This is a genomic window from Helicobacter pylori (assembly GCA_008032935.1).
GTDB classification, from domain to species: Bacteria; Campylobacterota; Campylobacteria; order Campylobacterales; family Helicobacteraceae; genus Helicobacter; species Helicobacter pylori_CX.
The window spans coordinates 1,042,641-1,066,526 of sequence record CP032039.1; the positions used below are offsets into that span (position 1 = coordinate 1,042,641).

Annotated in this window: 17 protein-coding genes, 1 other RNA gene and 4 pseudogenes; 12 read left to right on the forward strand and 10 right to left on the reverse strand. The window is 39.9% G+C overall.

All coding sequences use genetic code 11. The features are described from left to right. The first annotated feature begins 7 nt into the window (after positions 1-7). Genes D2C78_05270 through D2C78_05290 form a run of 5 tightly spaced genes read left to right on the forward strand, consistent with a single transcriptional unit; the run spans position 8 to position 6,029 of the window. Positions 8-598, forward strand: a complete 591-nt coding sequence (locus D2C78_05270) for an ATP-dependent Clp protease proteolytic subunit (protein ID QEF35347.1) — start codon at positions 8-10, stop codon at positions 596-598. Between the two features lie 4 nt (positions 599-602). Next, the gene (locus D2C78_05275; GenBank protein ID QEF35348.1) at positions 603-1,127 is read left to right on the forward strand and encodes a peptide deformylase; all 525 of its coding nucleotides are present in this window, start codon (positions 603-605) and stop codon (positions 1,125-1,127) included. Between the two features lie 5 nt (positions 1,128-1,132). Continuing rightward, positions 1,133-2,653 (forward strand): ATP-binding protein, encoded by a 1,521-nt coding sequence (locus tag D2C78_05280; GenBank protein ID QEF35349.1) that lies wholly within the window; start codon positions 1,133-1,135, stop codon positions 2,651-2,653. 24 nt (positions 2,654-2,677) lie between these two features. Then, positions 2,678-4,738, forward strand: coding sequence for a cadmium-translocating P-type ATPase (cadA, locus tag D2C78_05285; protein QEF35350.1), 2,061 nt, complete (start codon positions 2,678-2,680; stop codon positions 4,736-4,738). A gap of 40 nt (positions 4,739-4,778) precedes the next feature. After that, complete coding sequence (locus D2C78_05290; protein QEF35351.1) at positions 4,779-6,029, forward strand: restriction endonuclease subunit S; 1,251 nt, start codon at positions 4,779-4,781, stop codon at positions 6,027-6,029. Here D2C78_05290 and D2C78_05295 read toward each other — a convergent pair. The 4 genes and pseudogenes from D2C78_05295 to secA form a co-directional block, all read right to left on the reverse strand. After that, positions 5,981-6,202: a hypothetical protein gene (locus D2C78_05295; GenBank protein QEF35821.1), complete on the reverse strand. Its 222-nt coding sequence runs from the start codon at positions 6,200-6,202 to the stop codon at positions 5,981-5,983. The two genes, D2C78_05290 and D2C78_05295, sit on opposite strands and share 49 nt — an antisense overlap. A 188-nt stretch (positions 6,203-6,390) precedes the next feature. Continuing rightward, positions 6,391-7,889: pseudogene (gene hofF, locus D2C78_05300) on the reverse strand (outer membrane beta-barrel protein HofF). Positions 7,890-8,170: 281 nt separating this feature from the next. Further along, complete coding sequence (locus D2C78_05305; GenBank protein QEF35352.1) at positions 8,171-9,403, reverse strand: ABC transporter permease; 1,233 nt, start codon at positions 9,401-9,403, stop codon at positions 8,171-8,173. Continuing rightward, positions 9,393-11,990, reverse strand: coding sequence for a preprotein translocase subunit SecA (secA, locus tag D2C78_05310; protein ID QEF35353.1), 2,598 nt, complete (start codon positions 11,988-11,990; stop codon positions 9,393-9,395). Before secA ends, D2C78_05305 begins: the two co-directional genes overlap by 11 nt. Before the next feature lie 146 nt (positions 11,991-12,136). On the opposite strand from secA, the gene lolA reads away from it, so the two are divergent. The 3 genes from lolA to D2C78_05325 all read left to right on the forward strand — a co-directional run bounded on the left by lolA (position 12,137) and on the right by D2C78_05325 (position 13,712). Further along, a complete protein-coding gene (lolA, locus tag D2C78_05315) occupies positions 12,137-12,691 on the forward strand; it encodes an outer membrane lipoprotein chaperone LolA (GenBank protein ID QEF35354.1) in 555 nt (184 codons plus the stop codon). A 65-nt stretch (positions 12,692-12,756) separates the two neighbouring features. Beyond that, positions 12,757-13,142, forward strand: a transfer-messenger RNA (tmRNA) gene (gene ssrA, locus D2C78_05320). 42 nt (positions 13,143-13,184) lie between these two features. Further along, positions 13,185-13,712, forward strand: a complete 528-nt coding sequence (locus D2C78_05325) for a hypothetical protein (protein ID QEF35355.1) — start codon at positions 13,185-13,187, stop codon at positions 13,710-13,712. 6 nt (positions 13,713-13,718) lie between these two features. Here D2C78_05325 and D2C78_05330 read toward each other — a convergent pair whose 3' ends face one another. The 6 genes and pseudogenes from D2C78_05330 to acnB all read right to left on the reverse strand — a co-directional run bounded on the left by D2C78_05330 (position 13,719) and on the right by acnB (position 19,656). Continuing rightward, positions 13,719-13,991, reverse strand: coding sequence for a hypothetical protein (locus tag D2C78_05330; GenBank protein QEF35356.1), 273 nt, complete (start codon positions 13,989-13,991; stop codon positions 13,719-13,721). Further along, a complete protein-coding gene (locus D2C78_05335) occupies positions 13,943-15,085 on the reverse strand; it encodes an outer membrane family protein (protein QEF35357.1) in 1,143 nt (380 codons plus the stop codon). Before D2C78_05335 ends, D2C78_05330 begins: the two co-directional genes overlap by 49 nt. 93 nt (positions 15,086-15,178) lie before the next feature. Beyond that, positions 15,179-16,468 (reverse strand): IS701 family transposase, encoded by a 1,290-nt coding sequence (locus D2C78_05340; GenBank protein QEF35358.1) that lies wholly within the window; start codon positions 16,466-16,468, stop codon positions 15,179-15,181. A gap of 27 nt (positions 16,469-16,495) precedes the next feature. Further along, entirely contained in the window at positions 16,496-16,681 is a 186-nt protein-coding gene (locus D2C78_05345) for a hypothetical protein (GenBank protein QEF35359.1), read from the reverse strand. Positions 16,682-16,749: 68 nt separating this feature from the next. After that, positions 16,750-17,034 carry a hypothetical protein gene (locus D2C78_05350; protein QEF35360.1) on the reverse strand — a complete coding sequence of 95 codons (285 nt, stop codon included), beginning with the start codon at positions 17,032-17,034 and terminating at the stop codon, positions 16,750-16,752. Between the two features lie 61 nt (positions 17,035-17,095). Then, positions 17,096-19,656, reverse strand: a pseudogene (acnB, locus tag D2C78_05355) (bifunctional aconitate hydratase 2/2-methylisocitrate dehydratase). Positions 19,657-19,783: 127 nt separating this feature from the next. Here acnB and D2C78_05360 point away from each other — a divergent pair. From D2C78_05360 to D2C78_05375, 4 genes and pseudogenes are all read left to right on the forward strand, one after another. Further along, the gene (locus D2C78_05360) at positions 19,784-20,467 is read left to right on the forward strand and encodes a menaquinone biosynthesis protein (protein ID QEF35361.1); all 684 of its coding nucleotides are present in this window, start codon (positions 19,784-19,786) and stop codon (positions 20,465-20,467) included. 97 nt (positions 20,468-20,564) lie between these two features. Then, positions 20,565-21,286 (forward strand): annotated as a pseudogene (locus tag D2C78_05365) (UMP kinase). An 11-nt stretch (positions 21,287-21,297) separates the two neighbouring features. Then, positions 21,298-21,552 (forward strand): DNA-directed RNA polymerase subunit omega, encoded by a 255-nt coding sequence (locus D2C78_05370; protein QEF35362.1) that lies wholly within the window; start codon positions 21,298-21,300, stop codon positions 21,550-21,552. Then, positions 21,539-23,865: pseudogene (locus D2C78_05375) on the forward strand (RelA/SpoT family protein). The gene D2C78_05370 and the pseudogene D2C78_05375 overlap by 14 nt, the downstream one beginning before the upstream one ends. Positions 23,866-23,886: the final 21 nt, after the last annotated feature.

Sequence of the window (23,886 nt, forward strand, 5' to 3'; positions counted from 1 at the left end):
GGGAAAAATGATGGGATACATTCCTTATGTAATAGAAAATACAGAGCGTGGCGAACGCAGTTATGATATTTACTCACGCCTTTTAAAGGATCGTATTGTTTTATTGAGCGGTGAAATTAATGACAGCGTGGCGTCTTCTATCGTGGCCCAACTCTTGTTTTTGGAAGCTGAAGACCCTGAAAAAGACATTGGCTTGTATATCAATTCTCCCGGTGGGGTGATAACAAGCGGTCTTAGCATTTATGATACGATGAATTTTATCCGCCCTGATGTTTCCACGATTTGCATCGGTCAAGCGGCTTCTATGGGGGCGTTTTTATTAAGCTGTGGGGCTAAGGGCAAGCGCTTTTCACTACCCCATTCAAGGATTATGATCCACCAGCCTTTAGGGGGGGCTCAAGGGCAAGCGAGCGATATTGAAATCATTTCTAACGAGATCCTTAGGCTTAAGGGTTTGATGAATTCTATTCTAGCTCAAAACTCAGGGCAGAGTTTGGAGCAAATCGCTAAAGACACGGACAGGGATTTTTACATGAGTGCTAAAGAAGCTAAAGAGTATGGCTTGATTGATAAAGTGTTGCAGAAAAACGTGAAGTGATTGCATGGCGTTATTAGAGATTATCCATTACCCTTCTAAAATCTTAAGAACGCTTTCTAAAGAAGTCGTTTCTTTTGATGCAAAACTCCACCAGCAATTAGACGACATGCATGAGACTATGATCGCTAGTGAGGGGATAGGCTTAGCCGCTATTCAAGTGGGCTTGCCTTTAAGGATGCTCATTATCAACCTCCCGCAAGAAGACGGCGTGCAACACAAAGAGGATTGCCTAGAAATCATTAACCCTAAATGGATAGAAACTAAGGGGTCAATGATGTATAGAGAGGGGTGCTTGTCTGTGCCGGGATTTTACGAAGAAGTGGAGCGTTTTGAAAAGGTTAAGATAGAGTATCAAAACCGCTTCGCTGAAGTGAAAGTTTTAGAAGCGAGCGAACTTTTAGCGGTAGCCATTCAACATGAGATAGATCACCTCAACGGCGTGTTATTCGTGGATAAATTATCCATTTTGAAGCGTAAGAAATTTGAAAAAGAACTCAAAGAGCTGCAAAAAAAACAAAAACGCGAGTAACAACCATGATCAACACGATATTTTGCGCGACCATGCAAAGGGGAGTGGCAGAAATCGTGGCTGTGGAAGCGACTTTCACAAGGGCTTTGCCGGCGTTTGTGATTTCAGGCTTGGCTAATAACTCTATCCAAGAAGCCAAGCAAAGAGTCCAATCGGCTTTACAGAATAACGATTTCACTTTCCCGCCTTTAAAAATCACCATCAACCTTTCCCCCTCAGATTTGCCTAAATCCGGGAGCCATTTTGATTTGCCTATCGCTCTTTTAATCGCTTTGCAAAAACAAGAGTTGGCTTTTAAAGAGTGGTTTGCTTTTGGGGAGTTAGGGCTTGATGGCAAGATCAAACCCAATCCTAACATTTTCCCCATGCTTTTAGACATTGCCATTAAACACCCCCATGCTAAAGTCATTGCGCCTAAGGCTAACGAAGAGCTTTTTTCGCTTATCCCTAATTTGCAATGCTTTTTTGTGGGGCATTTTAAAGAAGCTTTAGAAATCTTGCAAAACCCTGAAATCAAAGCAGACACCCACACGAAAAAACTACCCTTTAAAACGATAGAATTGAACGATAAAGAGTATTATTTTTCAGACGCCTATGCCTTAGATTTTAAAGAAGTTAAGGGGCAAGCTGTCGCTAAAGAAGCCGCTTTGATCGCTAGCGCTGGGTTTCATAACTTGATTTTAGAGGGAAGTCCAGGGTGTGGGAAAAGCATGATTATTAATCGCATGCGTTATATCTTGCCTCCATTAAGCCTGAATGAAATCCTAGAAGCGACAAAATTACGCATTTTAAGCGAGCAAGACAGCGCCTATTACCCCTTAAGGAGTTTTAGAAACCCTCACCAAAGCGCTTCAAAATCCAGTATTTTAGGCTCAAGCTCTCTAAAAGAGCCAAAACCTGGCGAAATCGCGCTAGCGCATAACGGCATGCTTTTTTTTGATGAATTGCCTCATTTTAAAAAGGATATTTTGGAAGCTTTAAGAGAGCCTTTAGAAAACAATAAATTGGTGGTTTCACGAGTGCATAGCAAGATTGAATACGAAACCTCTTTTTTATTCGTGGGGGCTCAAAACCCTTGCTTGTGCGGGAATTTACTCAGCGCAACCAAAGCATGCCGTTGCCAAGATAGAGAAATCACGCAGTATAAAAACCGCTTGAGCGAGCCTTTTTTGGACAGGATTGATTTGTTTGTGCAAATGGAAGAGGGGAATTATAAAGACACGCCGTCGCATTCTTGGACTTCAAAAGAGATGCATCAGTTGGTATTATTAGCTTTCAAACAGCAAAAATTAAGGAAACAGAGCGCTTTTAATGGTAAGCTTAATGAAGAGCAGATAGAACGATTTTGCCCTTTAAACGCTGAAGCGCAAAAGTTGTTAGAGCAGGCGATTGAAAGGTTTAATCTGTCCATGCGCTCTGTGAATAAGGTCAAAAAAGTCGCTAGGACGATTGCGGATTTAAACGCTTGCGAGAATATAGAAAAATCTCACATGCTTAAAGCGCTGAGTTTTAGAAAGATTTCTTAAAAGGATTTTTATAAGGGAGAGAAAATGCAAGAATACCACATTCATAATTTGGATTGCCCTGATTGCGCGTCTAAATTGGAAAGGGATTTAAACAAACTAGACTATGTGAAAAAAGCTCAAATCAATTTCAGCACCAGTAAGTTGTTTTTGGATACGAGCGATTTTGAAAAAGTTAAGGCTTTCATCAAGCAAAATGAACCGCATTTGAGCCTGTCTTTTAAAGAGGCTGCAGAAAAGCCCTTGAGTTTTACGCCACTCATTATTACGATCATTGTCTTTTTGGGCGCGATTTTAATCTTACACCTAAACCCTAGCCCCTTTATTGAAAAGGCTATGTTTTTCGTGTTGGCTTTAGTGTATCTAGTGAGCGGTAAAGATGTGATTTTAGGGGCGTTTCGTGGGCTTAGAAAAGGGCAGTTTTTTGATGAAAACGCTTTGATGCTCATTGCGACTATTGCGGCTTTTTGCGTGGGGGCTTATGAAGAGAGCGTGTCTATTATGGTGTTTTATTCAGCGGGCGAATTTTTGCAAAAACTCGCTATTTCTCGCTCTAAAAAATCCCTTAAGGCTTTAGTGGATGTCGCTCCTAATTTGGCTTATTTGAAAAAGGGCGATGCATTAGTGAGCGTTGCGCCTGAAGATTTAAGAGTTAATGACATTGTGGTGGTGAAAGTCGGCGAAAAAGTGCCTGTTGATGGCGTGGTAGTTAAGGGTGAAAGTTTGCTAGATGAAAGGGCGTTGAGTGGGGAGTCTATGCCTGTTAATGTCAGCGAACGCTCTAAAGTTTTAGGGGGGAGCTTGAATTTAAAAGCGGTCCTTGAAATTAAAGTAGAAAAAATGTATAAAGATTCTTCTATCGCTAAAGTGGTGGATTTGGTCCAACAAGCCACGAATGAAAAGAGCGAAACCGAGAAATTCATCACTAAATTTTCACGCTACTACACCCCAAGCGTTTTATTCATTGCTTTAATGATTGCTATATTACCGCCCTTGTTTTCTATGGGGAGCTTTGATGAGTGGATTTATAGGGGGCTTGTGGCTTTAATGGTGAGCTGTCCTTGCGCGTTAGTGATTTCTGTGCCTTTAGGGTATTTTGGGGGCGTGGGAGCGGCGAGCCGAAAGGGGATTTTAATGAAAGGCGTGCATGTTTTAGAGGTGCTTACCCAAGCTAAAAGCATCGCTTTTGATAAAACCGGCACTTTGACTAAAGGCGTTTTTAAAGTGGTAGATATTGTGCCGCAAAACGGGCATTCTAAAGAAGAAGTTTTGCATTACGCTTCTTGCTCGCAGCTCTTATCCACGCACCCTATCGCTTTATCCATTCAAAAAGCATGCGAAGAAATGTTAAAGGACGATAAGCACCAGCATGACATTAAAAATTACGAAGAATTGAGCGGGATGGGGGTTAAAGCGCAATGCCATACGGATCTAATCATCGCAGGGAATGAAAAAATGCTTGAACAATTCCATATCGCGCACAGCCCTTCCAAAGAAAACGGCACGATCGTGCATGTGGCTTTTAACCAAACTTATATCGGCTATATCGTCATTAGCGATGAGATTAAAGATGACGCCATAGAGTGTTTAAGGGATTTGAAAGTGCAAGGGATAGAAAATTTTTGCATTTTGAGCGGGGACAGAAAAAGCGCGACTGAGAGCATCGCTCAAACTCTAGGCTGTGAATATTATGCAAGTTTGTTGCCTGAAGAAAAAACGAGCGTGTTTAAAACCTTTAAAGAACGCTATAAAGCCCCAGCGATTTTTGTAGGCGATGGCATCAATGACGCTCCGACTCTAGCGAGTGCTGATGTGGGGATTGGCATGGGGAAAGGCTCAGAATTGAGCAAGCAAAGCGCGGACATTGTGATCACCAATGACTCCTTAAGCTCTTTAGTGAAAGTTTTAGCGATCGCTAAAAAAACGAAAAGCATTATTTGGCAAAATATCTTGTTTGCTTTAGGGATTAAGGCGGTTTTTATCGTGCTAGGGCTTATGGGGGTAGCGAGCTTGTGGGAAGCGGTCTTTGGCGATGTGGGGGTTACGCTTTTAGCCTTAGCCAACTCCATGCGCGCGATGAGGGCTTAAAGCCTTGAATTTATCATTAGCCATTTAGAAGGGGGGCAAAATGCATAAAATAGAGCGCTTACTCCAAACTCTAGCGCCTAAGGGGGTGGAGTTTAGGAAGTTGGGGGAGGTGTGTGAAATAATTAGAGGTAAAAGGGTTACAAAAAAAGAAATATTAGATAAAGGAAAATATCCCGTTGTATCTGGTGGAATAGGATTTATGGGATATTTAAATGAATATAACAGAGAGGAAAATACAATCACTATAGCTCAATATGGAACAGCCGGATTTGTCAATTGGCAAAATCAAAAGTTTTGGGCAAATGATGTTTGTTTTTCTGTCATTCCAAAAGAAACCCTAATCAATAGATACCTTTATTATGTATTAACAAACATGCAAAATTATTTATATTCTATTTCAAATAGAAGCGCTATACCTTATAGCATTTCTAGTAATAACATTATGCAAATAACCATCCCCATCCCGCCCCTAGAGATCCAACAAGAGATCGTTAAGATTTTGGACGCTTTCACAGAATTAAACACAGAATTAAACGCGCGAAAAAAGCAATACCAGTATTACCAAAACATGCTTTTAGACTTTAACGATATTAACCAAAGCCATAAAGACGCTAAAGAAAGATTAGCACAAAAACCCTACCCTAAACGCTTGAAAACCTTACTCCAAACTCTAGCGCCTAATGGGGTGGAGTTTAAAACGCTTGAAGAGGTTTTTGAAATTAAAAATGGTTACACCCCATCAAAAAACAATCCTGAATTTTGGAAAAATGGGACTATCCCTTGGTTTAGAATGGAAGACCTTAGAGAAAATGGGAGGATTTTAAAAGACTCTATCCAACACATTACCCCAAAGGCTTTAAAGGGTAAGAAATTATTCCCTAAAAATTCTATTATCATTTCTACAACGGCAACGATAGGAGAGCACGCCCTTTTAATCGTTGATTCGTTAGCGAATCAACGATTCACTTTTTTAAGCAAAAAAGCGAATTGTGATCTTGCTTTAGACATGAAATTCTTTTTTTACCAATGCTTTCTTTTAGGGGAATGGTGCAAAAATAATATTAATGTTTCAGGTTTTGCTTCTGTGGATATGACCGCTTTTAAAAAACATAAGTTCCCCATCCCGCCCCTAGAGATCCAACAAGAGATCGTTAAGATTTTGGATCAATTTTCACTTTTAACCACCGATTTATTAGCCGGTATCCCCGCTGAAATAAAAGCCCGAAAAAAACAATACGAATATTACCGAGAAAAATTACTGACCTTCAAACCCCTAACCCCAAATAAATAACAAAGAGCTTGCGTAAGCAAGCGATAGTCTCTTGAAAAAAAGCGGTCTTCTTGGGTTAGGGGGATCTTAAGGGGGTTAAGGGGGAGAATTATTTCAAAATACCCCCCTATCCCCTTATAAAATGAATTTGAAATATTTTTTAAAATGAGTTTTAAAATGACAAAACAAAGCAAATAAAAGCCCGTTTTTAAAAATAAAAGTTTTAGTATCACAGAGCCAAAAATGCCCATAGCGTAATAAAAAAGTTTAAAAATTCTAACGCTTTTTAAAAAAAGCCCTAAAATGGGCGATAAATCGGTTTTAATGGCTGTTTTATGGCTGGGCGTTTAACAAACCCTTAAAGGGTTGTTATTAAAGGGGTTTAAAGCTTCCACACGATTTCGGTGAAAATATGGCTCCTGTCTTGATCGGTGGCGGGTTGGCTGTCTAATTTTGGCCCGTTCCACCCCATTTTATAGCCTTGATGCATCAACACATTATAATATTCAAATTTAATGTCGGCTGAAAAATTTTTAGTGAATTTATAGCCCAAGTTGAGCGATAGGACTTGTTCGTTCGCTCTAGGCCCATAAGTCAAACGCCCCAATAAACCCCAAAGGAATTTCCTATGCACCCCACCGCCAAAGGCAAACACGGTAAAAGCGTTTGCATCCATCATGTAAGACAAAGAGTTAAGGGTGTTTGCATAAACGGTGTTCGTCCAAAAGTCAAAGCCCAAGCGGTTACCATGGTAGCCTATCATCCAGTTAGCGTTCCCAAAGGATTTATAAATCCCAAAACCAAAATTGTATTCATTCCATTCAAACTTTTGTTTGATCATCAAGCTGTGCGCGTTCTTACCGGCTAGCATGCCAAACTGATAAGTATCCCAAAACCTTTTAGCATAAAAGGGATTAAGCACGGTAATATCGGTTTGAGAGCGAAACCCCAAGCCAGTGAAAGTGGGGTTACTATCATAGGTGATCGTAAAGTTGGGGTCGTATTCGTTAAAGGGTGAAAAATAGACAAAAGGCTGAATGCTGAAACCCTTGTAATTCCAAATGATATAAAAGGCATGCACCCCTGGGTTTATGGTTTGCCCGTTTTTAAGAGTGTAGGTTTTAGGCGAATAGAAATTATAAAGCCACTCGTTATAGGCAAAGCCACGACCAAACGAGCTAAACCACCAGAATTTGAAATTCCCTAAATTTAAGGTCATGTCCAAGCCTTGGTTGTAACCACTCATATAGTCCGCTGGGGATTCGTATCTCCCGCCCCTAATTTCAAAAATATCTTTGTAGTTGTAGCGCAAGTAAGCGTTATAAATCACATAGTTTCTGGTGTGATCGGCATAACTTTTAGCGCAAGTGGAAGCCGCTAAAGCTTCTTGATTAGACAACTGCGTCATTTCAGCTTGAGTCATCTTATCGTATTGGCCTTGAGTCAAATTCCCTGTGGCTAACCCGCAACTAGCCCATGGTTTTTGCCCTACAAGACCGCCCCAATAGCCCACATAGTTCCATGTCATAGCCCCATAGGTTTTCCCTGTAACTTCGTTAATAAAATCCTTAGTGGTATCATAAATTACAGCACCCCCCAACCTCCAAGACTCCCGTCTAAATGGTGCCCGTTAGCCGTAGCGCTTTTGGGCAAGAGCTCCGTAAAATCTACTTGCATGTAAGCCATAACCGTCATAAAGGTTTCGGTAGGGTAAAGCCCTTTATTAGTGTTGATAGGTTTGTTATTGAAACCGACTTTAGAGAAACTTTCAGCACCCGCTTTGATTTTAGCGATTTTACCCAAATCAAGAGCTTCACTTTGAGAAGAGAATAAAAAAAGAAGCGTTGCGATATTTTTAGCAGATGCAACTTTGTAGTTCATGCGTTTAACCTTTAGTATAAACCAAAAATTCTAAATAGAGTAAGCCAACACCATTCAAAGAAAATTTTTTCTTACAGATCTTAAACATCTAATCAGTCTGTTCATCTTCCGTCCTTTTTTCTACGAAGTCCGACTTACAAAGTTAATTCTTAACTAAGTCGTGCGTTAATACTAGCATAATATTATGGTTTTTTTTAATTTTAAGAATAAAATTTTTCTTTGCTAGTCAAATACAGACACTCAAAGCCTTATTTCATCTCAATATTATTTAATTTTTTAATTTATTCATTCCTTAACACGCTTAAAGCGTCAATAGTAGAAGCTTTTTTAGACGGGTAATAAGAAGAAAGCCCTACGATAATGATAGAGCCTATTAGAGTGAGCGTAAAATCCATTAAAGACAAATCTAAAGGCAAAGTGTTGATGCCATAGACATCCGCCGGGAGCGAGATGATAGGGAACACGCTTAAAAGATACATGCTTATAAACGCTAAAACCACCCCAAGAATCACACCGCCCAAACCAATGATATTGCCCAAATAAAAAAAGGTTTTTTGGATTTCTTTTTGGCTGCTCCCCATGCTAAAGAGTAGGGCGATTTCTTTACGCCTGTTCATCACCACCATTAAAAGCGAGCTGATGATATTCAAAGACGCCATTAAAATAATGAGCATTAGCACAATGAATAACGCTCTTTTTTCTAATTCCATCGCCGAGAAAAAATTCCCGTTTTGTTGCCACCACCCTTCAATGCCTATGCCATGATGGTTGATGGTCTTTAAAGCGTTGCGTAAAATTTCAATATCCTTCATGGGCGTTTTAGAATAGACATGCACCCCATCATAAAGCCCTAAAGGCAATCTCCTGATCGCGCTTATGGCTTGAAGGCTCGTGTACATGTAACTCATGTCATAAGATTTTAGCCCTGAATCAAAATCGCCTTTGATAGTAAAACGCTTCATGATAGGGGAGAGCGTGAGACCGGTTGGCTCTAATTCGGTGAAAAACAAATCGGCTTTTTGATTGAGATCTAAATTCAAGCTGTATCTCAAGCTTTTCCCCACGATCAAACTAAAAGGGTTTTTAAAAAGATCGTTTTCATTAATGTTTTTTAAAGCGTCGTTTAAAACCTCATTGATGCGTCTTTCTTTAGAAAAATCAACCCCAAACACCACGCCACCATTCATAGAATGCACGCTTTTAATCAGGCTTTGGGTTTGCAAATAGGGGCTAAAAAGCAAATTGGGGAACTTTTTTTCTAAAGCTTGAACCACTTCTTCGCTGATCCCATAAGGGCTTGTGGTATAGAGCGTTAAGGGGTAATTCATCACAAAAAGCTTTTTTTCAAATTCCTTACTCATGCCGTTCATGATCGCCATAGCCACAATTAAAACCATCACGCCAACCGCCACGCCAAAAAAAGCTAACAAAGCGGTGATGCTAATAAATGGCTGGCTTTTATCAAAACGCAAATAACGCTTGATAAGGAAAAAGATTAAGGATCTATTTGGCAAATAAGCCCTTTTTAGGCCCGCTTTTAGCGCAACAATCTTTGTATTTTTTCCCGCTCCCGCAAGGGCAAGGCTCGTTTCTTTTAGGGGTTTTAGAAAAAGCTTTCATGGCCACATTCAAATCTTCATCTAAAGTTTCTTCATGGCGGTAAGTTACGCTCTCATGCTCTCTTTCTTCGCTAAAATTATCCAAATAACGCTCCGCATCGCTAGAATCTTGCTCATTTTCAAACTGGATCTTAGAAAAGGTTTTGATCGCTTCTATTTTAATGTCTTCAATGAGTTCTAAGAAAAGGTTGTAACTCTCTTTTTTGTATTCTACAAGGGGGTCTTTTTGGTTATAGCCTCTCAAATTAATACCAGTTTTGAGATTATCCATCGTATAAAGGTGCTCTCGCCATGCGTTGTCTAAAATCTGCAAATACACGATGCGTTCGATCCGGCTTCTTTGTTCGCTATCCAAAGCTTTCATTTTGTTTTCATAATCGTTTTTGAGTTTTTCAGACACAAACTTTTCAATAGGGGAGGCTTTTTCTAAATCCTCTAATTCAACGCTAGCGTTAAAATCTTCTTTTAAAATGTTTTTAAGCCCTAAAAGCTCCTCTTCAGACAGGTTTTGATGGTCAAAGGCTTTGAGTTTAGAAAAGATTTGATTGAGCGCGTATTCTCTGTTTTCAGCGATTTTAGCACCAATATCGTAATTAACGTCTAATAATTCATCTCTAAATTTATACACGCTTTTTCGTTGCTCATTAGCCACATCATCGTATTCTAACAAATGCTTACGGCTTTCAAAATGCAAGTTTTCCACTTTTTTTTGCGCGTTTTCCACCGCTCTTGTAACGAGTTTGGATTCAATGTGTTCGCCGTCTTTAAGCCCTAATTTTTCCATCACCCCCTTAATCCTATCGCTCCCAAAAATGCGTAACAGATTGTCTTCTAAACTCAAATAAAACTGACTCACCCCCGGATCGCCTTGGCGCCCGCTTCGCCCCCTTAATTGGTTGTCAATCCTGCGGCTCTCATGCCTTTCAGTGCCAATGATATACAGCCCCCCAAGTTCTTTAACCTCATCGGTGAGCTTAATATCAACGCCTCTGCCTGCCATGTTAGTCGCAATCGTAACCGCCCCCTTAAGCCCGGCGTCTTTGATGATTTCAGCTTCTTTAGTGTGTTGCTTAGCGTTTAAAACGGTGTGAGGGATGCGCTCTTTTTTGAGTAAAGCGTGCAAGGTTTCACTCTTTTCAATACTGGCCGTGCCGACTAAAACGGGCTGCCCCTTATCGTGCAATTCTTTAATTTTAAGGATCACAGCGTCAAATTTTTCTTTTTCACTCTTATAGATTAGATCGTTCAAATCTTTTCGTTTGATCGCTAGATTAGTAGGGATAGACACCACTTCTAAATTGTAGATTTCTAAAAATTCTGTGGCTTCGGTTTGAGCCGTGCCTGTCATGCCTGAAAGTTTAGAAAACATCCTGAAATAATTTTGGAAAGTAATATCCGCTAAGGTTTGGCTCTCTTCTTTAATGCTCACGCCCTCTTTAGCCTCTAAAGCCTGATGCAGGCCCTCACTAAAGCGCCTCCCCTCAGACAAGCGGCCGGTAAATTCATCTACAATCACCACCTCATTATTGGCTACAATATAATCTTTATCAATAAAAAAGAGGTAGTTCGCTTTCAAAGCCTGGTCTAAATGGTGCGATAAGGCGGCGTTTTCAATCTTGTATAAATTATCCACGCCAAAGAGGTTTTCGGCTTTTTTAATCCCCTCTTCAGTGATTAAAATCGCGCGGTTTTTTTCATCTATGGTGAAATCGGTTTCCACTTGCATGCTTTTAGCGACTTCATCAGCCTTGTTGTAATTTTCCATGCGCCTATCCACAGGCCCTGAAATGATCAAAGGGGTTCTCGCTTCATCAATTAAAATGGAATCCACCTCATCAACAATAGCGAACGCATGCGATTTTTGCACTTTATGCTCTAAAGAATATTTCATGTTATCCCTTAGATAATCAAAGCCAAATTCATTATTAGTGCCATAAACAATGTCTTTAGAATAAATCTCTAAGCGTTCGTCATCGTCTCGCACGCTCGCGGTGATCGTGCCTACGCTATAACCTAAGAATTGATACAACGGCTCCATTTCTTTAGAATCCCTATGGGCTAAGTAATCATTGACCGTTACCACATACACGCTTTCACCTTTCATAGCGTTCAAAGCCACCGCTAAAGTAGCGACTAAAGTCTTACCCTCCCCGGTTTTCATTTCAGCGATCTTGCCATCGTTTAAAACCATGCCCCCAATGAGTTGCACGTCAAAATGGCGCATCTTTAAGATCCTTTTGCTCGCTTCTCTAGTGATAGCAAAGCTTTCTGGTAAAACTTCTAAAAGGGTTTTTTCTTGCAAATCTTTTTCTACGGATCGCACGCGATTTTTTAATTCTTCAAAAGCGTTTTGTAATTCAACATCGCTCATTTTTTCATAAGTAGGCTCTAAGGCGTTGATAGTTAGGACTTGTTTTTTGTATTGTTTGATCCAGCGATCGTTTCTGGTGCCAATGATTTTTCCAATGATTGCTTTTATCATGGTAGTAGTAACCTTTTAAGAGTGCTTCAATCCCATTTATTTGATTAAAGCGTCAGTTTTTAATCCCATTTTAGCATGGATAAAATAAAAGTCATGTAAAATAAAGGGTTTTATTAAAGATGAGAGTTTGTTTTAAGGTTTGAATAATGAAAGCTTTTTTAAAAATTGTAATGGTTTTGGTTTTTATAGGCGTTGCTTGCGCTAAAAATCCTCCAGCCCTTTCTAAAGAAGAAGAGATTTTACAACATTTGCAAAGTTTTAGCGCGAGTTTCAAGCAAGTGTTAAAAAATGAAAAGCCCTTAGTTTATTATGGGGTTTTAAAGGCTAAAGCCCCTAATTGGGCTTTATGGGTTTATGAAAAGCCTTTAAAAAAAGAAATTTACATGAACGATAAGGAAGTGGTGGTTTATGAGCCTAATTTATTCCAAGCGACTATCACGCCCTTAAAAGACAAGACGGATTTTTTCACCATTCTCAAGCGGCTAAAAAAGCAGGCTGACGGATCTTTTAAAACGATTATCAACAAAACCACTTATCGTTTGGTTTTTAAAGACGGCAAGCCTTTTTCGCTGGAATTTAAAGATGGAATGAATAATCTTGTAACGATCACTTTTTCTCAAGCAGAAATCAACCCCACCATTGCTGATGAAATCTTTGTTTTTAAGCCTAAAGATGAAAATATTGATATTGTGCACCAGTGATTTTTGATGATTCATTGCGTTTTGTTAGCAAAAGTTAGCTAAAATAGACAAGCTTTTGAAATCATGGGGCTGACTTGGATTTCGACAGATTTCTTGTCGCACAGATAGCATGCCAAGCACTGCTTGTAAAACAGCAACAAAAATAACTGTAAACAACGCAGATTACGCTCCAGCTTACGCTAAAGCCGCGTGAGTTAATCTCCTTTTGGAGCTGGACTGATTAGAATTTCTAGCGTTTTAATCACTCCATAACCTTAAGCTAGACGCTTTTAAAAGGTGGTTCGCCTTTTAAACTAAGAAACAAGAACTCTTGAAACTACCTCAAGGTTTTAGAAAGTTGGACCAGAGCTAGTTTTAAGGCTAAAAAGCTAACCAATTTTCTAAGCATTGTAGAAGTTTGTGTTTAGGACAAGATTTTTGGACTGGGGTTCGATTCCCCACAGCTCCACCATATTAAAAAGTATCATTTTTATAGCGTATTGAAGGAAGGTAAATGCAGAAGTTTTTCTCTCGTTTTAGAAGGTGGGCGTTGCCCTTTTATTTTGTGAGCGCTTTAGCAGCGATTGATATTGATGAAGTGACAGAAGCTCAAGCTAACAGCGTGAAATTAAGCGATCAGTTAGTGAGCCTGAGCGATAAGCTTTTAGAAAAAGCGGTGGATAGGGGGCACAATACCGATCACTTAAAAGATCTTAGCGATTTGCATGAAAAAATCAAACATTTGCGCTTGATTTTAGAGCCTAAGCCTAAGGACAAAGAAAATAACCCTAACTTAAAAGATCATCAAGGCTCTGAAACGATTGAAATCGGCGAAGCGGTTAAGAAGGCTTTAGGCGAGCCGGTATTCCCCCAAGACGCGCTAGACGCCGCTTTGCAAATTGACAAACAGCTAGATTCCTTCAAGCAAGACAATTTGGTTGATGTTAAGCCCTTAAAAGATGTTTTAGCCCAGCTAGAAGCCGAATTGAGAAAAGCCATTAATTTCCAAAAGCAATGGCTCAATTCTACCAAGCCTAATTGATAGGGTTTAAAAAAAGAACTTCACGCTAGCTATAAGGTTGCTCCTGTCTTGCGCATCAGCCTTAAAGGCTTTGTTGAAAGGGCCGATAAGATCGTCTAATTTATAGCCGTTGTGCATGGTGACCACATAGTATTCTAAATTCACATCAACGCTGAAAAAAGAACCCCATTTATAACCCAAGTTCAAGTTAATGGATCTTTCGCTCGCTCTGGTGGCATAAGTGTATCTGCCTAAAATACCCCATAAAAATTTCTTATACACCCCCCACCAAAGACATATCCAGAAACAGCGTCTGCGGTAATAGCGTTACTAAAAAACCCACCATAAACGCTGTTATTTCTTATATCAAAAGGGATCGGGTTACCATACCAGCCAATCCTTGCATTAGCGTTGCCAAAAGTTTGATAATAACCAAAGCCAAAGTTAAATTCGTTGTAGTCAAAGCGTTGGTGGATTAAAAGCGATGAACCCCACTCGCCAATCTTAGAGTTACGCCAATACACATCGTATAAATCTTTAGCATAAACAGGGAAAATCACATTGATAAGGGTTTGAGATCGTAACCCTAAACCTTTAAATTTTGGGTTGCTATCAATATGGATTTTAATCCCGGGCGCTCCGTAAGTTTTAGGTGAAAAATAAAAAAAGGGCGTGGCTTTAACATGCTTGCTAGAAAAATAAAGTTGCACCGCATGGATGCCGTCATTAACATCTTTTCTGTTATCTTCAGTCACAATAGGGGCATACCAATCTCGTATCCATTGCCCCACAGCCAACGCCCTCCCAAAAGAGCTGAACCATTTTAACGCCACCTTAGGTTTGATTTTATATTCTACTTCAAAACCCTCTGTATAACCGCTCATAAAATCCATGTTAGAGAGGTAACGCCCTAATTTTAAGTGGAATTTATCGCCATAAGAATAAAACAAATAGGAATTATACAGCACATAATTACGAGTGTGAGCGTCAGATTCTATGCGAGAGTCTTTCCAAGGAGCGTTGCCTAAATACCCCCACCAACGCCCCATCATGAAAAAAAGTTCTGAGCCATAGATTTGATGCGTGGCTTGGTCTATGAGCGCTTTTGTGGAATCGTAAGCGAGCGCTCCTAAAATCCCGCCAACGCCTATTTTTAGGCTGTGTTTTTCAATGTTTTTAGGGAGCAGATTGGAATCAACTTGAAGCTTGATTGTGGTGGTTACAAAAGTGGCTGTAGGGAAAATGCCTTCTTTGGAATTGAGTTTGGAATGGTTAAACCCCACTTTAGAAACGGATTCCGCTACCCCGCTAAACTTATAATCAAAAGCCAACAAAGGGCTTTGATTGTAAAGAATGGAAACAAACAATAAGGGTAATTTTTGAAATTTTAACACAGAATAACCTTTGTTTAATTTTCCCTCGCATCATATTCCAATTTTATTAAAAAACCCATTAAAAATAAAAGTATTCAAATAATTATCTAAATATTATTCTTTTTTTATTTCGCTTTCGTTTTTCACTGGCTCAAAAGAATACCCTAAAGCCTGATAAATTTGATTGTGGTAACGGACTTGATTGTCTTCTAAACTCTCTTGAAAAGACTTTTTAAAATGCGGATCCAGTGTGTTTAAAAACACCTCTAGCCCAATTGCACTGGAATAATTCACCCAATCATGCCTTAAATCGCTCTCTAATAAGGAAGCGTATTCTATCAGCGTTTCATCGTTATTTTGCAAGGCATTGACGATGAATAAATCCTTTCTGTCTTTAGGCTGGGTGAGTAAGAGTAAAGAGGGGTTGAAATTGATTTGTGTGGAAAGGATTTTAAGGGGCTTATACTCTAAAAGCCCTATTTGAGAAAGGATTAGGCCGCTTTTAGTGGTAGGGGTGTTTAAAATCAAAATAGAATTTTTAAAAAACGCATCGTTTTTTCTAAAATTTTTAGAAAAACTCGTGGCTTGCTTGTAAGAAATATTTTCTTGGTGTTTGACTTCAATGCTTAAAGACTCCGTGATTTGCCTCAAGCGTTCGCCTATCAGGCCATCGTCATCGTATTCAATCACGGGCGAATTAGGGCTAATGAAAGCCGTGAGCATGCCCAATTGCTCTTTATAGTCAATCCCCCCAAAATACAAACGCTCGCTTAAAGAAGGCTCGGTATGATTTGCTAATTGCGTTTTATTCACGGTAGGCACATAAGTAGGGGTGCTGATGGTGGTGTTTTGGAGCAAATTTTCCACGCCCTCTTTAGTCAATAAGGCTATCACAAAAGGGAATTTTTCTTTTTCAATTTCTTTATAGGTTTGCTCTAATTTTTCAGGGCTTTCTTCATCGCTGTCAAAGACTTGGATATTGAAATCGTTGTTTCTGGTATTCAAATACGCTAAAAGGGTGTTCATCACCGAAATCGCATAACGCCCCACCACCTTTTTAGGCAGTAAAACCGCTAATTCAATCTTAGGCTCATAGCTTTCTTTAGTTGGGGTTTGAGAAGCGATAAATGCGGGGTTGAGTTTGTTTAAGATGTCCTTGTAATAAGTTTTAAGGCTCTCATCTTGATTATTGTTATCGTATTGGGATACAAAAGAAAAGATTTGATTTTGCAGCATCAAGTCTTTCAAGCATTCCAAAGAGCAAGGCTCTGTCTTAATGATTTGCTGGTGTGCTGGAGGCAGTGGGGAAAACAGATAGCTTTTAGCGTTCAAGCTTATCGCGCAAAAAGTGGAAACAATCAGCGCAAGGCGTTTGAAAAATCTTTTTCTTAAGGCGTATGGCATTTTTTAATATCTTTTAAACTGAATTTCCTAAAACCTTATTATAGGACATTTAGCCCTAACAAGGGGATTAATTTTACCCCTACAATCCAACAAGAGGACTTTTTTCAAGGCGTGTGGGATCAAACGCGCTTTTAAACACTCAAACCCTATGAAATCCCTATTATAAGGGCACAAAGCGAGAACCAAACCCCCTAACTTTAATTTTTCAACCATATTTTTCAACCATTAAAGGATTGCATCAAAGGAACAAATGGTGCATGCTTTCATGCTTTGATGATCCTCTAGCGCCAATTATAGATATAAGGCCTTAAACTGATGCAGTAATCTCTAGTGCTTAATATATCCTTACGCATGTCCCCTAATTGCCCAGATAACACTTCTTGCACTTTTCTTAATTGGTTAATCTCCGTGTTTTGCGCGCTGATGATTTTTTTTAAATCCCTTATCTCGTTAATCAAATCCGCATTACTGATCGCTTTATTAGCTTGCGTTGAATCTGCGCTTAAAAAAGCCAACGCTGCACACCAACTCACAACGATTTTTTCATCGCCACTCTCCCTTTTTATCCTCTCTCAACACTCAGCCATAGCTAAATAAAAGGGATCGCCCCTTTTAATGAAAACAAAACTAGAGCCTGAAATTCTCCATTAAGTTAAAGTTCATATAGCGATAGATCTTGTCTTTTTGGCTCTCTAGCTTTTCGCTCACTAAATTCATGTATTCTTCTTTAGTGGGGATTCTCCCTAGTAAAGCACACGCCGCCCCAAGCTCCGCGCTGCCTAAATACACTTTAGCCCCTCTACCCATACGATTATCAAAATTCCGTGTGGAAGTGGAAAAGACGACCGCATTATCCCTAACTCTCGCTTGATTGCCCATGCACAAGCTACAGCCTGGGACTTCAGTCCTTGCCCCAGCAGCCCCAAAAATCGCATAATAGCCCTCATTAATCAGCTCTTGCTCATCCATTTTACTGGGTGGCACTACCCAAAGACGTGCTTGACTGGGAGGAGCGTTTTTAACGATTTCGCCAAAGGCTCTAAAATGCCCGATATTCGTCATGCAAGAGCCAATAAACACTTCATCAATAGCGTGCGGTCTTTTGCCGGTCGTATCCGCTAAAACTTCGCTCAAAGTGGCGACATCATCAGGGTCATTAGGGCATGCCAAAATAGGCTCCGTGATTTCTGCCACATCAATTTCAATGACAGCGGCGTATTGAGCGTTACTATCTGGCTCTAACAACACCGGATTATCCACCCAAGCTTGCATCGCATCTCGGCGTTTTTTCAAAGTCTCTTTATCTTCATAACCGCTCGCAATCATCTCATCAATGAGCTTGATATTGGATTTCAAGTATTCAATCATCGGCTCTTTATTCAAACGCACCACGCAAGCCGCCGCACTCCTTTCTGCGCTCGCATCGCTTAGTTCAAAAGCCTGCTCCATTTTAATATCAGGCAAGCCTTCAATTTCTAAAATACGCCCGTTAAAGACATTGATTTTACCCTTTTTCTCCACCGTGAGTAACCCTTTTTTAATGGCATAATAAGGGATTGCATTCACTAAATCCCTTAAGGTGATCCCAGGATTCATTTCCCCTTTAAAACGCACTAACACGGATTCTGGCATGTTCAATGGCATCGTGCCTGTAACTGCTGCAAAAGCGACTAGCCCGCTCCCTGCCGGGAAACTAATGCCTAAAGGGAAACGAGTATGGCTATCCCCCCTGTGCCTAAAGTGTCAGGCAATCCCATGCGGTTCAGCCATGTATGGATCACGCCATCGCCCGGATGCAACGCCACACCGCCTCTTTGAGTGATGAAGCTAGGCAAGGTTGCATGCAAACTCACATCGCTAGGTTTTGGGTAAGCAGCGGTATGGCAAAAACTCTGCAACACAAAAGGCGCATCAAATTTCAAACTCGCTAATTCTTTAATCTCATCTCTAGTCATCGCCCCTGTGGTGTCTTGACTGCCCACGGTGGTAACCTTTGGCTCACAATAAGCACCAGGTAAGATCCCTTTTACCCCACAAGCATGCCCTACAATTTTTTGGGCTAAAGTGTAGCCTTTAGCGTCGCTTTTAGGAGCGGCCGGCTTTTTAAACGCTTCCGATTCGCCTAGCCCTAAAAATTTACGTGCTTTATTCGTCAAACCCCTGCCAATGATTAAAGGGATACGCCCAGAAGCCCTGACTTCATCTAACAAAGTTTCAGGCTCTAATTTAAAAGTGCTAACCACTTTATCGTTCAGCGTGATTTCGCCTTTATAAGGATAGATTTTAATCAAATCGCCCTCTTTTAAATCCTTAACATCAGCCACAATGGGTAACGCCCCGCTATCTTCACAAGTCGCAAAGAAAATCGGAGCGATCACCCCCCCAATCACAATGCCCCCACTCCTTTTATTAGGCACAAAAGGAATGTCCTTGCCAAAATGCCACATGATAGAGTTTGTCGCGCTTTTTCTAGAGCTTCCTGTGCCAACCACATCGCCCACATACGCTACAGGAACGCCTTTAGTTTTAATGGCTTTTATGCGTTGTTCGTAATTTTCAATCCGGTTTTTTAGCATGGCTTTGGCGTGTAAAGGAATATCGCTTCGTGTGAAAGCATCGCTTGCTGGGCTTAAATCATCGGTATTGGTTTCGCCATCAATCTTAAACACGCACGCTTCAATGCATTCATTCAAAGGCTCTTTATTCAAAAACCATTCGGCGTTCGCCCAAGACTCTAGCACTTCTTTAGCCAAAGCGTTAGTTTTACTCATTGCAGCGATTTTATCAAACGATCCATAGACTAAAAGAGTGGTTTTTAACGCTTTCGCGCTCTCTTTAGCGATGTTTTTGTCTTGACTCTCTAAGCCCATAATCAAAGGCTCTACATTATACCCCCCAAGCATCGTGCCTAAAAGAGTGGTCGCTTCTAAAGCGCTAATGTGCGCGCATTCTAGTTTTTTTTGAGACAATTTAGCTAAAAATTCCGCTTTCACTTTCGCCCCCTCATCAACCCCAGGGCTTACTCTGTGAATGAGTAATTCTTTAGCGAAAGCGGCGTTTGTAGGATCTTTCATCAAAATCTCAACAACCGCTTCCACTTGTTTAGCGCTTAAGGGGAGTGGCGGGATACCCTCACTTTTTCTCTCTGAAACGCTTTTTTTGTAATCTTCTAAAAAATCTTTCATCATTTCTCCTTTTTAAATAGCATTATTTACTAATGCACTAATCATTTGCCCTATGATAACAAAACTCTTTTTACTTTTAGTTAAGTTGTAAGAAACTTTAGCTACCATGCGATACAAAAAAGGATTTTAAGTGCGTTTTGGTAAAATTGATTATTTGAACATGCTCCCTTTTGATGTGTTTATCAAATCCTACCCTACCCCTTGTTATTTCAAACAATTTTTACGGCTTAAAAAAACCTACCCTTCCAAACTCAATCAAAGTTTTTTATTCAGGCGTATTGATGCGGGCTTTATTTCTTCTATCGCCGGCTATTCATTCGCTCTTTGTTCTTATTCTCTAGGCATTGTCGCTTATAAAGAAGTTTTAAGCGTGCTGGTTGTGGATGCAAAAAACGCTTTTGATAAAGAGAGCGCTTCTTCAAACGCTCTCTCTCAAGCGCTAGGGTTAAAAGGCGAAGTGTTAATCGGCAATAAAGCATTGCAATTTTATTATTCCAACCCTAAAAAAGATTTTATAGATTTAGCCGCTCTGTGGTATGAAAAAAAACGCTTGCCGTTTGTTTTTGGGCGTTTGTGTTACTATAAAAACAAGGATTTTTACAAGCGCTTGTCTTTAGCCTTCAAACATCAAAAAACAAAAATCCCTTACTACATCCTTAAAGAAGCCGCTTTAAAAACCAACCTAAAACGCCAAGACATTCTAAATTACTTGCAAAAAATTTACTACACTTTAGGCAAAAAGGAACAATCAGGCCTTAAAGCGTTCTATCGTGAATTGTTGTTCAAACGCATCCAAAAACCCAAGCGTTTTTAGTGATTCGCTGAGAATGTAGGCTTAAAATTTAGAAAGGGTGTTTTTAAGCAAGATTAAGTTACAATCAAAAGTTTTATTAATGGATTAAGAAGGGATCATGCAAGCAAAGATAAAAAACAAACGGGTTTTGGTGAAATTTTCTGGGGAAGCGTTGGCTGGGGACAACCAGTTTGGGATTGACATTCATGTGTTAGATCACATCGCTAAAGAGATCAAAAGCTTAGTGGAAAACGATATTGAAGTGGGTATTGTGATTGGTGGAGGCAATATCATTAGGGGGGTTAGCGCGGCTCAAGGGGGATTATCAGGCGCACCAGTGGGGATTATATGGGCATGTTAGCCACCGTGATTAATGCGGTAGCGATGCAAGAAGCTTTAGAGCATATCGGCTTAGACACAAGGGTGCAGAGTGCGATTGAAATCAAAGAAATTTGTGAAAGTTACATTTACAGAAAAGCGATCAGGCATTTAGAAAAGGGTAGGGTGGTGATTTTTGGCGCTGGCACGGGAAACCCGTTTTTCACTACGGATACGGCGGCCACTTTAAGAGCGATTGAAATTGGATCGGATTTAATCATTAAAGCGACTAAAGTGGATGGCATTTACGACAAAGACCCTAACAAATTTAAAGACGCTAAAAAATTAGACACTTTAAGCTATAACGATGCCTTGATAGGGGATATTGAAGTGATGGACGATACCGCTATTTCTTTAGCTAAAGACAATAAGCTCCCCATCGTGGTGTGCAACATGTTCAAAAAAGGGAATTTGTTGCAAGTGATTAAGCACCAACAAGGCGTGTTTTCTATGGTAAAATAAGCCCTTTAAAATTGGATAGAACTCAAAATAAAAGGATCATTTTGAAAAAAGAGAGAACAGAGAGTTTAGTCGCTCAAGCCTTAAAAAATATTGGGAACGATCGCTACATGCTAGATAATTTAGTTTTCGCTCGTGTGAAGCAATTAAACGCCGGAGCCAAAACTTTAGTGAATATGGACCCTAAACGCCATAAATTAGTGGATATTGCCATTAGAGAAATCGCTGAAGGGAAAATTGATATAGACAGGATAGATGAACGAAATTGATAAATCCGTTGATATCGGATTCTTACGGATTTTGGATGTTATCAAAAAAGTTAAAACCCCAAAGGGTGGCATTGAAGTTTTAAGGACTTTAATTGATTTTACGCCCAAGATTGAAAACGCCCTAAATTTAGCGACCAAAAGCCACAAGGGGCAATACCGAAAGAGCGGCGAGCCTTATATTGTCCATCCTATTTGCGTGGCAAGCGTGGTGGCGTTTTGTGGGGGCGATGAGGCGATGGTGTGCGCTGCGCTTTTGCATGATGTGGTAGAAGACACGCCCTGTGAAATTGAAACGATTGAGCGAGAATTTGGGCAAGATGTGGCTAATTTAGTGGATGCGCTCACTAAAATCACTGAAATCAGGAAAGAAGAGTTAGGCGTGAGCTCTCAAGATCCCAGAATGGTGGTTTCAGCGCTCACTTTCAGAAAGATTTTAATTAGCGCGATACAAGATCCAAGAGCCTTAGTGGTAAAGATTAGCGACAGGTTGCACAACATGCTCACCTTAGACGCCTTGCCTCATGACAAGCAAGTGCGTATTTCTAAAGAGACTCTAGCGGTGTATGCTCCCATAGCGAGCCGATTGGGCATGTCTTCAATCAAAAATGAATTAGAAGACAAGAGCTTTTATTATATTTATCCAGAAGAGTATAAAATATTAAGGAGTATTTGCACAAAAACAAGCAGTCTTTACTCTTAAAACTCAACGCTTTTGCGAGCAAGTTGGAAAAAAAACTTTTTGACAGCGGGTTTAGCCATTCGGATTTCAAACTCGTTACAAGGGTGAAACGCCCTTATTCTATCTATCTTAAGATGCAACGGAAGGGCGCGGTTAATATTGATGAAATTTTGGACTTGTTAGCCATTAGGATTTTATTGAAAAACCCGATTGATTGCTATAAAGTTTTAGGGATTATCCATTTGAATTTCAAACCCATTGTCTCTCGTTTTAAAGATTACATCGCTTTACCGAAAGAAAATGGCTACAAGACGATACACACGACCATTTTTGATGAATCTTCTGTTTATGAAGTGCAGATCCGCACCTTTGATATGCATATGGGGGCGGAGTATGGTAATTCAGCCCACTGGAAGTATAAAGCCGGGGGCGTGGATCATGAAGATCACCATGAGGGCATGAGGTGGTTGCAAAATTTTAAATACCATGACAGCGATCTAAAAAACGACCCTAAGGAATTTTACGAACTCGCTAAGAACGATTTGTATCGTGAAGATATTGTCGTTTTTTCGCCTCATGGGAACACTTACACCTTACCGGTAGGAGCGATTGCTTTAGATTTTGCTTACATGGTGCATAGCGATTTGGGCGATAAAGCCACGGACGCTTATATCAATAGTAAAAAAGCCTTACTCAATCAGGAATTAAGAAGCGGGGATGTGGTTAAAATTATTAAAGGCGATAAAATAATACCTCGTTTCATTTGGATGGATCAGCTTAAAACTTCTAAGGCTAAAAACCATTTGCGCATCCAAAGAAGAAACCGCTTGAAAGAGATTGATACTAAAAGCATGATTAATATTTTAGCGACTTTTTTTGGGCGTTCTGTTTTTGAAGATGTGGATTTGAAAGATTATAAAGACTTTGAAGAAAAATTAACAGATTGTGGGGTGGAGACCACCTTAACAGAAGCGATGAAAAGCTTTGAAAATTTAGCCAAGCTCACTGAAGAAATTGAAAATAAGGTGTTTTCTTTAAAAGAAGATGCGATTTTAGAATACCAAGAGATGAGTTTATGGACTCGAGGTTTAAGGTATTTGGGTTTTAAAACCAATGTCTTGAATTTTTTAGCCCCAAACCGGCAGTGGCAGTGTAAGGAATTAGAACATTTTAGCGTTTGTTCAAGCAACGCTTTAGAAATCAAACAGGTGTTATTGAATGATTGTTGTTACCCTAAATATGGCGATGAAATCATTGCGATCGTAACGGATTTGAAAGATCCAAAGGCGGTTGCACACCATAAATTTTGCAAAAAAGCGATAGCAGAAGTGGACGCTAAAGCGCCTATGGTTTATATAGAATGGCACAAGCGCAATCGAACGATTTATAAAATGATGTTTTATTTAGGCGAAAAAAAGTCGGTTTTAGCGGGTTTATTGACTTTTTTAAACAGGAATGAATGCAATATTGTGGGCGTGTCTTATTTGGGCTATAAAGACAAGTATTCTAGCCATTGTGAAGTGAGTTTTGAAATAGCCACGGATAAGGCGGATTGGATCAGAGCCTTAATCAATCGCAAATATCAGGATAGGATTGTAGAATTATCCAGTCTGGATGACGCTTATGAGTCATAATAAGCCCTAATTAAGGAATGA